This is a genomic window from Thauera phenylacetica B4P, assembly GCF_000310225.1.
Taxonomy (GTDB): Bacteria; Pseudomonadota; Gammaproteobacteria; order Burkholderiales; family Rhodocyclaceae; genus Thauera; species Thauera phenylacetica.
This window is the reverse complement of record NZ_AMXF01000002.1, coordinates 30,626-44,072: the sequence shown is the minus strand read 5'-3', so window position 1 is coordinate 44,072 and position 13,447 is coordinate 30,626. Positions and strand designations below refer to the sequence as shown.

Below are 13,447 nucleotides of genomic sequence, written 5' to 3'. Positions count from 1 at the left end.
AAGTCAACTCGCCTCGATGTCCTGCTGCGTTTCCACAACCTCTTCGGCCGGTGCCCACGCGTGCCCGGCGCCGAGATCGCGGCCTTCTTCCTGCGCCTTGCGGCTGCGATGGTAGGCCAGGCCGGTACCCGCCGGGATCAGGCGACCGACGATGACGTTCTCCTTCAGGCCGCGCAGCTCGTCGCGCTTGCCCATGATCGCCGCCTCGGTCAGCACCCGGGTGGTCTCCTGGAAGGAGGCCGCCGAGATGAAGGAGTCGGTCGACAGCGAGGCCTTGGTGATGCCCAGCAGCACATTCTCGTACTGCGCCGGCAGCTTGCCTTCGGCCTCGATGCGATCGTTCTCGTCCAGCACCTCGGAGCGCTCGACCTGCTCCTCGCGGATGAACCGGGTGTCGCACGGGTCGGTGATGACCACGCGACGCAGCATCTGGCGAACGATCACCTCGATGTGCTTGTCGTTGATCTTCACGCCCTGCAGGCGATACACGTCCTGCACCTCGTCGATGATGTAGCGCGCGAGCTCGCTGATGCCCTGCAGGCGCAGGATGTCGTGCGGATCGGACGGCCCGTCCACGATCAGCTCGCCCTTGTTCACCACCTGGCCGTCGTGCACCATCAGGTGCTTGTCCTTCGGGATCAGGAACTCGTGCGAGGTGCCATCGGGCTCGGTGATGACCAGGCGCTGCTTGCCCTTGGTCTCCTTGCCGAAGGACACCGTGCCGGTGTACTCGGCGAGCATGCCGGCATCCTTGGGCGCGCGCGCCTCGAAGAGCTCGGCCACCCGCGGCAGGCCGCCGGTGATGTCGCGGGTCTTCGCCGATTCCTGCGGGATGCGCGCCAGGATGTCGCCGACGTTGATCTGCTGGCCGTCCTTCACGGTGATCAGCGAGCCGACCTGGAAGGTGATCGCCACCGAGTGCTCGGTGCCGGCGATCTTGACCTCTTCGCCAGCCTCGTCGAGCAGCTTGACCTGCGGACGCACGCCCTTGGTGCTGCCGGTCGTGGAGCGACGCTTGGCGTCGATGACGACCAGCGTCGACAGGCCGGTGACCTCGTCGATCTGCTTGGCGACGGTGACGCCCTCCTCCACGTTCTCGAACTTCACCGAGCCGGTGTATTCGGTCACGATCGGGCGGGTGTGCGGATCCCACGTGGCGAGCTGGGTGCCGGCCTTGACGGGGGCGCCGTCCTCGACCAGCAGCATCGCGCCGTAGGGCAGCTTGTGGCGTTCGCGCTCGCGACCCATGTCGTCGGCCACGACCAGCTCGGCCGAGCGCGCGATGACGATCTTCTCGCCCTTCGCGTTGGAGACGTAGCGCATGTTGCCCGCGAAGCGGATCGAACCGGCCGACTTGGCCTCGACCCCGCTCGCCGCAGCCGCTCGCGAAGCCGCGCCACCGACGTGGAAGGTCCGCATGGTCAGCTGAGTGCCCGGCTCGCCGATCGACTGCGCGGCGATGACACCCACCGCCTCGCCGACGTTGACGCGCGAGCCGCGGCCCAGGTCGCGGCCGTAGCACTGCGCGCACAGGCCGTAGCGCGTCTCGCAGGTGAGCGGCGTGCGCACCTTGACCTCGTCCACGCCCAGGCTCTCGATCAGGTCCACCGCGTCCTCGTCGAGCAGGCTGCCCGCCTCGATCACGGTCTCCTGGTTCTCCGGGCTCACGACGTCCTCGACGCAGACACGACCGAGGATGCGCTCGCGCAGCGGCTCGACGACCTCGCCACCCTCGATCAGGGCCTTCATGTTGAAGCCTTCGCGCGTACCGCAGTCGTCCTCGATGACGACGAGGTCCTGCGTCACGTCCACCAGGCGGCGGGTGAGGTAGCCCGAGTTCGCGGTCTTCAGCGCGGTGTCGGCCAGACCCTTACGGGCTCCGTGCGTCGAGATGAAGTACTGCAGAACGTTGAGGCCTTCGCGGAAGTTGGTCGTGATCGGCGTCTCGATGATGGAGCCGTCCGGCTTCGCCATCAGGCCGCGCATGCCGGCGAGCTGGCGGATCTGCGCCGCGGAGCCCCGCGCGCCCGAGTCGGCCATCATGTAGATCGCGTTGAAGGACTCCTGGTCGACGTCCTGCGCGGGAGCCTTCTCGCCGCTCGCGTACACCTGCTTCCAGAACTGGTCGCGCGGCAGGCCCTTGAAGCGGTCCTGCGCCTTCTCCTTGCCGAGCTGCTCCATCATCGCCTTGGCGACCTGGTCGCCGCAGCGGCCCCAGATGTCCACGACCTTGTTGTAGCGCTCGCCGTCGGTCACCAGACCCGAGGTGTATTGCTGCGCGATCTCCTTGACCTCGGCCTCGGCGGCGCGGATCAGCTCATGCTTGGCGTTGGGCACGAGCATGTCCTTGACCGCGATCGACAGGCCGGCGCGAGTCGCCAGGCCGTAGCCGAACTGCATCAGTTTGTCGGCGAAGATCACCGTCGCACGCAGGCCGCAACGCCGGTAGGAGGCGTTGATGAGCCGGGAGATTTCCTTCTTCTTCAGCGGCTTGTCGATCACGCTGAAGGGCAGGCCGGCGGGCAGGATCTCGGACAGGATGGCGCGGCCGGCGGTGGTGTCGTGGCGCACGATCTTCTCGATGCGCTCGCCGTTGGGGCCCAGGTCGGCTTCCTTCAGGCGCACGGTGACGCGCGCGTGCAGGGCGATCTGGCCCGACTCGTAGGCACGCTTCACCTCCGACACGTCGGTGAAGATCATGCCTTCGCCAGGCACGTTCACGCCTTCGCGGGTGGCGTAATACAGGCCGAGCACGATGTCCTGCGAGGGCACGATGATCGGCTCGCCGTTGGCCGGCGAGAGCACGTTGTTGGACGCCAGCATCAGGGTGCGGGCCTCCATCTGCGCCTCGAGCGACAGCGGCACGTGGACGGCCATCTGGTCGCCGTCGAAGTCGGCGTTGAAGGCCACGCAGACCAGCGGGTGGAGCTGGATCGCCTTGCCTTCGATCAGCACCGGCTCGAAAGCCTGGATGCCGAGGCGGTGCAGGGTCGGCGCGCGGTTCAGCAGCACCGGATGCTCGCGGATCACCTCCTCGAGGATGTCCCACACCACCGGCTCCTGCGACTCCACCATCTTCTTGGCCTGCTTGATGGTCGTGGCCAGCCCCATCAGCTCGAGCTTGTTGAAGATGAAGGGCTTGAACAGCTCGAGCGCCATCAGCTTGGGCAGGCCGCACTGGTGCAGCTTGAGCTGCGGGCCCACGGTGATCACCGAACGGCCGGAGTAGTCGACGCGCTTGCCGAGCAGGTTCTGGCGGAAGCGGCCGCCCTTGCCCTTGATCATGTCGGCCAGCGACTTCAGCGGGCGCTTGTTGGCGCCGGTCATGGCCTTGCCGCGGCGGCCGTTGTCGAGCAGCGAGTCGACGGCTTCCTGCAGCATGCGTTTCTCGTTGCGCACGATAATGTCGGGCGCCTTGAGCTCGAGCAGGCGCTTGAGTCGGTTGTTACGGTTGATGACGCGACGGTAGAGGTCGTTCAGGTCCGAGGTGGCGAAGCGGCCGCCGTCCAGCGGCACCAGCGGGCGCAGGTCGGGCGGCAGCACCGGCAGCACCTGCAGCACCATCCACTCGGGCTTGATGCCCGACTGCTGGAAGGCCTCGAGCACCTTCAGGCGCTTGGAGAACTTCTTGATCTTGGCTTCGGAGTTGGTGGTCTCGAGGTCGCCGCGCAGCTTCTCCGCCTCGAGGTCGATGTCGAGCGAGCGCAGCAGCGCGCCGATGCCCTCGGCACCCATCACGGCGTCGAACTCGTCGCCGTATTCCTCGACCTTGGCCAGGTAGTCGTCTTCGGTCAGCAGCTGGCCGCGGTTGAGCGGGGTCATGCCCGGCTCGACGACGACGAAGGCTTCGAAGTACAGCACGCGCTCGATGTCGCGCAGGGTCATGTCGAGCACCATGCCGAGGCGGCTCGGCAGGCTCTTCAGGAACCAGATGTGGGCGACCGGCGAGGCCAGCTCGATGTGGCCCATGCGCTCGCGGCGCACCTTCGACAGGGTCACCTCGACGCCGCACTTCTCGCAGATCACGCCGCGGTGCTTGAGGCGCTTGTACTTGCCGCACAGGCACTCGTAGTCCTTGACCGGCCCGAAGATCTTGGCGCAGAAGAGACCGTCGCGCTCGGGCTTGAAGGTGCGGTAGTTGATCGTCTCGGGCTTCTTGACTTCGCCATAGGACCACGAGCGGATCTTGTCCGGCGAGGCGAGGCCGATCGTGATCGCGTCGAACTCTTCCTCATTCGGCAGGGTTTGCTTGAACAGGTCGGCAAGCAGGCTTTTCATGTTTCACTCCATCCGGGCCGCCACATCGTGCGCGGCGGCCCCGGGATTCAATCGCAGGCAGGGGACGGGAAGGAAATCGCTACGCTCACGCGCGGTCGAGGTCGATGTCGATCGCCAGCGAACGGATTTCCTTCACCAGCACGTTGAAGGACTCCGGCATGCCGGAATCGATCTTGTGCTCACCCTTGACGATGTTTTCGTACACCTTGGTCCGGCCGGTCACGTCGTCGGACTTGACCGTCAGCATCTCCTGCAGCGTGTAGGCCGCGCCGTAGGCTTCCAGTGCCCACACTTCCATCTCGCCGAAACGCTGGCCACCGAACTGCGCCTTGCCGCCCAGCGGCTGCTGGGTGACGAGCGAGTACGGGCCGGTGGAGCGCGCGTGCATCTTGTCGTCGACCAGGTGGTGCAGCTTCAGCACGTGCTTGTAGCCCACCGTGACCTTGCGCTCGAAGGCCTCGCCGGTGCGGCCGTCGTAGAGGGTGACCTGGCCGCCGGTGGGCAGGCCGGCCAGCTCGAGCATCTGCTGGATCTCCTCTTCCTTCGCGCCGTCGAACACCGGAGTCGCGAAGGGCACGCCCTTCTTGAGGTTGCCGGCGAGCTCGCGCACGTCCTCGTCCTTCAGGTTGGCGATGTCCTCGGGGTGACCGCTGCTGTTGTAGATCTGGTCGAGGAAGCCGCGCAGCTCCTGCGCCGAGGCCTGTGCCTGCAGCATCTTGTCGATCTTCTGGCCGAGTCCCTTCGCCGCCCACCCGAGGTGGGTCTCGAGGATCTGGCCGATGTTCATCCGCGACGGCACGCCGAGCGGGTTGAGCACGATGTCGAGCGGGGTGCCGTCTTCCATGTAGGGCATGTCCTCGACCGGGACGATCTTCGACACCACACCCTTGTTGCCGTGACGACCGGCCATCTTGTCGCCCGGCTGCAGGCGGCGCTTCACGGCCAGATAGACCTTGACCATCTTCTGCACGCCCGGGGGCAGCTCGTCGCCCTGGGTGAGCTTCTTCCTCTTGATCTCGAAGGCCTGCTCGAAGTCCTTGCGGGTGTTCTCGAGACCTTCCCGCACGGCCTCGAGCTGCACCGCCAGGGTCTCGTCGGCGAGGCGGATGTCGAACCAGTGGTAGAACTCGAGGCCATCCAGGTATTCGTCGCTCAGCGCGGTGCCCTTGGCCAGCTTCTTCGGGCCGCCGTTGGCGAACTGGCCCACGATCATGCGGCGGATCCGCGCGAAGGCGTCGCGCTCGACGATGCGCATCTGGTCGGCGAGGTCGGTCTTGAAGCTGCGCAGCTGGTCGTCGATGATCGACTGCGCGCGCTTGTCGCGCTCGATCCCCTCGCGGGTGAACACCTGCACGTCGATGACGGTGCCGACCATGCCCGAGGGCACGCGCAGCGAGGTGTCCTTCACGTCGGAGGCCTTCTCGCCGAAGATCGCGCGCAGCAGCTTCTCCTCGGGGGTGAGCTGGGTCTCGCCCTTGGGCGTGACCTTGCCGACCAGCACGTCACCGGCCTCTACCTCGGCGCCGATGTAGACGATGCCCGACTCGTCCAGGCGCGACAGCTGCGCCTCGCCGAGAGACGCGATGTCGCGGGTGATCTCCTCGGGCCCGAGCTTGGTGTCACGGGCGACGACGGTGAGCTCCTCGACGTGGATCGAGGTGAAGCGGTCGTCGGCGACCACGCGCTCGGAGATCAGGATCGAGTCTTCGAAGTTGTAGCCGTTCCAGGGCATGAAGCCGACCAGCATGTTCTGGCCGAGCGCGAGTTCGCCGAGGTCGGTGGACGCACCGTCGGCCAGCACGTCGCCCCTGGCGATCAGATCGCCCACCTTCACCACCGGACGCTGGTTGATGTTGGTGTTCTGGTTCGAACGGGTGTACTTGATCATGTTGTAGATGTCGACGCCGACCTCGCCCGGCAGGGTCTCGTCGTCGTTCACCCGGATCACGACCCGGTTCGCATCCACGTAATCCACGATACCGCCACGGGTGGCCTGCACGGCGGTGCCCGAGTCAACCGCCACGCGGCGCTCGATGCCGGTGCCGACCAGGGGCTTCTCCGGACGCAGGCAGGGCACGGCCTGGCGCTGCATGTTGGCGCCCATCAGCGCGCGGTTGGCGTCATCGTGCTCGAGGAAGGGGATCAGCGAGGCCGCAACCGACACGATCTGGCCCGGCGCCACGTCCATGTACTGAACCATGTCCGAGGTGGCGAGCAGGAACTCGCCCTTGTGGCGGCAGGACACCAGGTCACCGGCGAGCATGCCCGCCTCGTCGATCTCGGCGTTCGCCTGCGCGATCACGTACTGCCCCTCCTCGATCGCCGACAGGAAATCGATCTGGTCGGTGACCTTGCCGTCATTGACCTTGCGGTACGGCGTCTCGAGGAAGCCGTGACGGTTGGTGCGCGCATACACCGCGAGCGAGTTGATGAGGCCGATGTTCGGACCTTCCGGAGTCTCGATCGGGCACACGCGGCCGTAGTGCGTCGGGTGCACGTCGCGCACCTCGAAGCCGGCACGCTCGCGCGTCAGGCCGCCCGGGCCGAGCGCCGAGACACGGCGCTTGTGCGTGATCTCGGACAGCGGGTTGGTCTGGTCCATGAACTGCGACAGCTGGCTGGAGCCGAAGAACTCCTTGATCGCCGCCGAGATCGGCTTGGCGTTGATCAGGTCGTGCGGCATCAGGTTGTCGGACTCGGCCTGCGACAGGCGCTCCTTGACCGCGCGCTCGACGCGCACCAGGCCGGCGCGGAACTGGTTCTCGGCGAGCTCGCCCACCGAACGCACGCGGCGGTTGCCGAGGTGGTCGATGTCGTCGATCTCGCCGCGGCCGTTGCGCAGCTCGACGAGCACGCCGACCACCGCGAGGATGTCCTCGTTGACCAGCACGCCCGGGCCGTCCTCGCCCTGGGCGCCGACACGCTCGTAGAAGCGCTTGAGCCAGCCCGGCGCCTTGTCATCGATCTTCTCGGGGTAGGCGCGGCGGTTGAACTTCATGCGGCCAACCGAGGACAGGTCGTAGCGCTCCTCGGCGTAGAACAGGCCGTTGAAGAGGCCCTCGACGGCGTCTTCGGTGGGCGGCTCGCCCGGACGCATCATGCGGTAGATCGCAACCTTGGCCGCCCACTGGTCGGCGGTCTCGTCGATGCGCAGGGTCTGCGAGATGTAACCGCCGCGGTCGAGGTCGTTGATGTACAGCGTGCTCAGGCCGGTAACGCCGGCGAGGCGCAGCTTGTCGAGCAGGTCCTCGGTGATCTCGTCGTTGGCGCGCGCCAGCAGTTCGCCGGTGGCCGGATCGACCACGTTGGTGGCGATGACGCGGCCGAGCAGGAAGTCGTCCGGCACGGCCATGGTCTTCACGCCCGCCTGGTCGATCTCGCGGATGTGCTTGGAGGTGATGCGCTTCTCGCGCGCCACGATGATCTTGCCGTCGCCGGTGGTGATGTCGAAGCGGGCCACTTCACCGCGCAGGCGCTCGGGGACGAGCTCGAACTGCGCGCCCTCGCCCTGGAGATGGAAGGTGTCGGTGTCGTGGAAGGTTGCGAGGATCTCTTCCGGCGTCATGCCGATCGCGCGCAGCAGGATGGTGACCGGCATCTTGCGGCGACGGTCCACACGGAAATACAGGTAGTCCTTGGGGTCGAACTCGAAGTCCAGCCACGAGCCGCGGTAGGGGATGATGCGCGCCGAGAACAGCAGCTTGCCCGAGGAGTGGGTCTTGCCGCGGTCGTGCTCGAAGAACACGCCCGGCGAACGGTGCAGCTGCGAGACGATGACGCGCTCGGTGCCGTTGATGACGAAGGAGCCCGTGGTCGTCATGAGCGGGATCTCGCCCATGTAGACCTCCTGCTCCTTGACTTCCTTGATGGTTTCCTTGGGCGCTTCACGGTCCATGATGACCAGGCGCACGCGCGCGCGCAGCGGCGAGGCGAAGGTGAGGCCGCGCTGCTGGCATTCCTTCACGTCGAAGGCGGGCTCGCCCAGCATGTACTGGACGTACTCGAGGCGTGCATTGCCGCTGTGGCTCGAGATCGGGAAGATCGAGGTGAACGCGGCCTGCAGGCCCTGGTTGCGCCGGACGTCCGGCGGGGTGTCGGCCTGCAGGAATTCGGCGAAGGACTCGATCTGGGTGGCGAGCAGGAAAGGCGCATCGAGCACGGCCGCGCGCTTGGCGAAGCTCTTGCGGATACGTTTCTTTTCGGTGTAGGAATACGCCATGGATGCTCCGGCTAGAGGGCTAACATCGGAAAGACAGGACACAACGTTCGGGCGTTACCGGCAGCCTGCAGCCTGACTGCAAACCCGGCCGGACGATCGGCAAACGCTCTGGCCTGCCCTCGAGGATCGCGGTGCGGTCCGCAATCTCGATTACAAAGCACGAAAGGGCCGGCACTCCGAAGAGTGCCAGCCCCGCTGGGAAGTCGAATATTACTTGATTTCGACCTTCGCGCCAGCTTCTTCGAGCTGCTTCTTGAGCGCCTCGGCGTCGGCCTTCGAAGCGCCTTCCTTGACGGCCTTCGGCGCGCCGTCGACGACGTCCTTGGCTTCCTTCAGGCCCAGGCCGGTAGCGGCACGGACGACCTTGATGACCTCGACCTTCTTGGCGCCGGCTTCGAGCAGCACGACGTCGAATTCGGTCTTCTCTTCAACCGGGGCAGCGGCGGCGGCACCCGGGGCAGCCACGGCCAGCGAGGCAGCCGACACGCCGAACTTCTCTTCGAACGCCTTGACCAGGTCGTTCAGGTCCATCACGGTCATGCCAGCAACGGCTTCCAGGATGTCTTCTTTGCTGATTGCCATTTCAAATCACTCCAGAATCGATAATCTTGCGAAAATTTTCGTAGCGGAAGGCTGCGGTCAGGCGGCAGCGCCTTCTTCCTCGCGCTTCTTGGCGAGGGCGGCGAGCACACCGGCCATGCCGGAAACCGGCGCCTGCATGACGCCCACCAGCCTGGCGAGCAGCTCTTCGCGGCTCGGGATCGAGGCGAGCGCCTGGATGCCGGCCTTGTCGAGCGTCTTGCCCGAGTAGGAACCAGCGCGCAGGACGATCTTGTCGTTGCCCTTGGCGAAGTCGTTCAGCACCTTGGCAGCAGCGACCGGATCGGTCGAGATGCCATAGATCAGCGGACCGGTCAGATCGCCCGCCAGACCCTCGAACGGGGTGCCGGCGATGGCGCGACGGACCAGGGTGTTCTTCAGCACGCGCAGGTAAACGCCAGACTCGCGGGCCTTGGCGCGCAGCGCGGTGAGGTCACCCACCGCGATGCCGCGATACTCGGCCACCGCGATCGTCTGGGCGTTGGCCACTTGTGCCGACACCTCAGCCACTACGGCTTTCTTGTCATCGAGATTGAGACCCACAGGTCTTTCCTCCTTTCAAGTCAACACGCGAACCGCATCTGCGATTCGCACCCACGGCGACCTGGATCAGGAGCGGGGCCGGCGGGCCGGCCAAATCCTGTTCTGAGCACACCGTCTGCGCAGGCCACTTGCATGCTTAAGCGCTGCCTTGCGGCGGACGCACCTGCGGTCTTTGACGATCCGTAGCCACCCGAGAGCGGCTGCGGCTCAAAGTTCTTCGGACTACCCGCAAAGAGCGGGCAATCGCGGCAATCAGGCAGCGCTCAGGCTGCCCGGCTCCACGCGCACGCCGGCACCCATGGTGCTGGAGACGGCGATGCGGCGCAGATAGATACCCTTGGCGGCGGCCGGCTTGGCCTTGACCAGCGCATCGATGAGGGCGGTGAGGTTCTGCTGCAGCGCGTCGACCTCGAACGAGGCACGACCGATGGTGGCGTGCACCAGACCGGCCTTGTCGGTACGGTACTGGACCTGACCGGCCTTGGCGTTCTTGACGGCGGTGGCGACGTCCATGGTCACGGTGCCGACCTTCGGGTTCGGCATCAGGCCGCGCGGACCGAGGATCTGGCCGAGCTGGCCAACCACGCGCATGGCGTCGGGGGTCGCGATGCAGACGTCGAAGTTGAGGTTGCCGGCCTTGATCTGCTCGGCGAGGTCGTCGAAACCGACGACTTCGGCGCCGGCGGCGCGGGCGGCCTCGGCCTTGTCGCCCTGGGCGAACACGGCCACGCGCACCGACTTGCCGGTACCGGCGGGCAGCACGACCGAACCACGGACAACCTGGTCCGACTTGCGTGCATCGACGCCGAGGTTCACGGCGATATCGATCGACTCGTCGAACTTGGCGGTGGCGCACTCCTTGACCAGACGCAGGGCGTCGGCGACCGGATAGGCCTGGTTGCGGTCAACCTTGGCGCGTAGCGCCTGAACTCGCTTGGACAGCTTCGCCATGATTACAGGCCCTCCACGGTGATGCCCATGCTGCGGGCGGAACCGGCGATGGTGCGCACGGCGGCTTCGAGGTCAGCAGCGGTGAGGTCCGGCTGCTTGGCCTTGGCGATGTCCTCAACCTGGGCACGGGTGATCTTGCCCACCTTGTCGGTGTGCGGCTTGGCCGAACCCTTCTGGATGCCGGCGGCCTTCTTGATCAGGATCGTGGCCGGCGGCGTCTTCATGATGAACGTGAAGGACTTGTCGGCGAAGGCGGTGATCACGACGGGGATCGGCAGACCGGGCTCCAGGCCCTGGGTCCTGGCGTTGAACGCCTTGCAGAACTCCATGATGTTCAGGCCGCGCTGACCGAGCGCCGGACCGATCGGAGGGCTGGGGTTGGCCTTGCCGGCCGGAACCTGCAGCTTGATGTAGCCAGTGATCTTCTTTGCCATCTAGGCATGCTCCTGTGATGAGTGGTAGCGCACCGGGATCCCGGCGCTCCTCGTGTCGTCCGCGCCCGTCGACCGGGTGAACGGACTCCGGCAGGCCCGTGGGCCTGCCGTCTTGCTCAGGTCTTCTCGACCTGCGCGAAATCGAGCTCGACCGGCGTGGCGCGACCGAAGATGGTCACCGACACGCGCAGCTTGTTCTTCTCGTAGTTCGCATCCTCGACGCTGCCGTGGAAGTCGGTGAACGGACCTTCCTTGACGCGCACGACCTCGCCGATCTCGAACAGCACCTTGGGGCGCGGCTTCTCCACGCCCTCCTGCATCTGCTGCATGATCTTCGCGACCTCCTTCTCGGAGATCGGGGCGGGCTTGTTCGCGGTGCCGCCCACGAAGCCGGTGACCTTGGGCGTGGACTTCACCAGGTGCCACGACTCGTCGTTCATTTCCATCTCGACGAGCACATAGCCCGGGAAGAACTTGCGCTCGGTGACGGTCTTCTGGCCGTTGCGCAGCTCGATGACCTCTTCGACCGGCACCAGGATCTGCCCGAAGCTGTCCTGCATGCCCGACCGGTTGACGCGATCGATCAGCGCGCGCTGAACGGACTTCTCGAAGCCCGAATAGGCGTGAACCACATACCAACGCTTGCTCATATCACTTCCAACCCAGAACCAGGTCGTAGAGGACCCATTCCAGGCTCTTGTCCGTCAGCCAGAGGAAGAGCGCCATGACCACGGCGAAGACGAACACCAGACCGGTGGTCTGCGTGGTTTCCTTGCGGCTCGGCCAGACGACCTTCTTGACTTCGGTGATCGATTCGCGGGCGAAGCCGATGAAACGGCGACCCGGCTCGGAGAGGGCGGCGACGGCGATACCGGCACCCACACCTGCGAGCACGGAGAGCACACGCAGCACGAGCGGCTGCTCGGACAGCACATAGAAGCCGACTACGCCGGCTGCCAACAGTGCCAGCGCCAGCGCAAATTTCAACTTATCGGCCATTGCGGATGAACACCCGGAAAATATTGGCAGGGGCAGAGGGAATCGAACCCCCAACCTTCGGTTTTGGAGACCGACGCTCTGCCAGTTGAGCTATACCCCTGCAGCGGACACTGCTAGGCGCACCCGAGCGGGTGCGCCTGACTGGCAACGATCGAGCGATTACTCGATGATCTTGGCGACGACGCCGGCGCCGACGGTACGGCCACCTTCGCGGATCGCGAAGCGCAGGCCTTCTTCCATGGCGATCGGGGCGATCAGCTTGACGGTGATCGACACGTTGTCGCCCGGCATGACCATCTCGGTGCCTTCGGGCAGCGAGATCGAACCGGTCACGTCGGTGGTGCGGAAGTAGAACTGCGGGCGGTAGTTGTTGAAGAACGGGGTGTGACGACCACCCTCTTCCTTCGACAGCACGTAGATCTCGCCGGTGAAGTGGGTGTGCGGGGTGATCGAACCCGGCTTGCACAGCACCTGGCCACGCTCGACGTCTTCACGCTTGGTGCCGCGCAGCAGCACGCCGACGTTGTCGCCGGCCTGACCCTGGTCGAGCAGCTTGCGGAACATCTCGACGCCGGTGCAGGTGGTCTTGACGGTCGGCTTGATGCCGACGATCTCGATTTCCTCGCCGACCTTGACGATGCCACGCTCGACACGACCGGTCACCACGGTGCCACGGCCCGAGATCGAGAACACGTCCTCGATCGGCAGCAGGAAGGGCTTGTCGATCGCACGCTCGGGGGTCGGGATGTAGCTGTCCAGCGCATCGGCCAGGCGCAGGATGGCCGGCTCGCCGATGTCGGACTGGTCGCCCTCGAGCGCCTTCAGCGCCGAGCCCTTGACGATGGGGATGTCGTCACCCGGGAAGTCGTACTTCGACAGCAGCTCGCGCACTTCCATCTCGACGAGTTCCAGCAGTTCCTCGTCGTCGACCATGTCGCACTTGTTCAGGAACACGATGATGTACGGCACACCGACCTGACGCGCCAGCAGGATGTGCTCGCGGGTCTGCGGCATCGGGCCGTCAGCGGCCGAGCACACCAGGATCGCGCCGTCCATCTGGGCAGCACCGGTGATCATGTTCTTGACATAGTCGGCGTGACCCGGGCAGTCCACGTGCGCGTAGTGGCGCGAGGCGGTCTCGTACTCGACGTGCGCGGTGTTGATGGTGATGCCGCGCGCCTTCTCTTCCGGTGCCGCATCGATCTGGTCGTAGGCCTTCGCCTCGCCGCCGAACTTTTTCGACAGGATGGTGGTGATCGCAGCGGTCAGCGTGGTCTTGCCATGGTCGACGTGGCCGATGGTGCCGACGTTGACGTGAGGCTTGGTGCGCTCGAACTTACCCTTAGCCATATCGCTATCCTTAAAATCAGAACCAGAAAAACCGGCGCGGCGACCACACTCGTTGGCCGCCGCCCAGGCCAGG

The 13,447-nt window shown here is 65.7% G+C and carries 9 protein-coding genes and 1 tRNA gene; all 10 read right to left on the bottom strand.

From position 1 onward, the window contains the following. Positions 1–3: 3 nt before the first annotated feature. Positions 4–4,278, bottom strand: a complete 4,275-nt coding sequence (gene rpoC, locus C667_RS01150) for a DNA-directed RNA polymerase subunit beta' (protein ID WP_004355315.1) — start codon at positions 4,276–4,278, stop codon at positions 4–6. An 85-nt stretch (positions 4,279–4,363) separates the two neighbouring features. Beyond that, positions 4,364–8,497, bottom strand: coding sequence for a DNA-directed RNA polymerase subunit beta (rpoB, locus tag C667_RS01145; protein WP_004355314.1), 4,134 nt, complete (start codon positions 8,495–8,497; stop codon positions 4,364–4,366). 210 nt (positions 8,498–8,707) lie between these two features. Then, on the bottom strand, positions 8,708–9,079 hold the full coding sequence (gene rplL, locus C667_RS01140; RefSeq protein ID WP_004355313.1) for a 50S ribosomal protein L7/L12: 372 nt from the start codon (positions 9,077–9,079) through the stop codon (positions 8,708–8,710). Positions 9,080–9,136: 57 nt separating this feature from the next. Next, positions 9,137–9,640, bottom strand: coding sequence for a 50S ribosomal protein L10 (gene rplJ, locus C667_RS01135; protein WP_004355312.1), 504 nt, complete (start codon positions 9,638–9,640; stop codon positions 9,137–9,139). Positions 9,641–9,892: 252 nt separating this feature from the next. Next, complete coding sequence (gene rplA / locus C667_RS01130) at positions 9,893–10,591, bottom strand: 50S ribosomal protein L1 (RefSeq protein WP_004355311.1); 699 nt, start codon at positions 10,589–10,591, stop codon at positions 9,893–9,895. Between the two features lie 2 nt (positions 10,592–10,593). Beyond that, positions 10,594–11,025: a 50S ribosomal protein L11 gene (rplK, locus tag C667_RS01125; RefSeq protein ID WP_004355310.1), complete on the bottom strand. Its 432-nt coding sequence runs from the start codon at positions 11,023–11,025 to the stop codon at positions 10,594–10,596. A 116-nt stretch (positions 11,026–11,141) separates the two neighbouring features. Then, complete coding sequence (nusG, locus tag C667_RS01120) at positions 11,142–11,675, bottom strand: transcription termination/antitermination protein NusG (RefSeq protein ID WP_004355309.1); 534 nt, start codon at positions 11,673–11,675, stop codon at positions 11,142–11,144. Position 11,676: 1 nt separating this feature from the next. After that, complete coding sequence (gene secE, locus C667_RS01115) at positions 11,677–12,024, bottom strand: preprotein translocase subunit SecE (RefSeq protein WP_004355308.1); 348 nt, start codon at positions 12,022–12,024, stop codon at positions 11,677–11,679. A gap of 24 nt (positions 12,025–12,048) precedes the next feature. Then, positions 12,049–12,124, bottom strand: a tRNA-Trp gene (locus tag C667_RS01110). A gap of 59 nt (positions 12,125–12,183) precedes the next feature. Next, a complete protein-coding gene (tuf, locus tag C667_RS01105) occupies positions 12,184–13,374 on the bottom strand; it encodes an elongation factor Tu (RefSeq protein ID WP_004355307.1) in 1,191 nt (396 codons plus the stop codon). Positions 13,375–13,447: the final 73 nt, after the last annotated feature.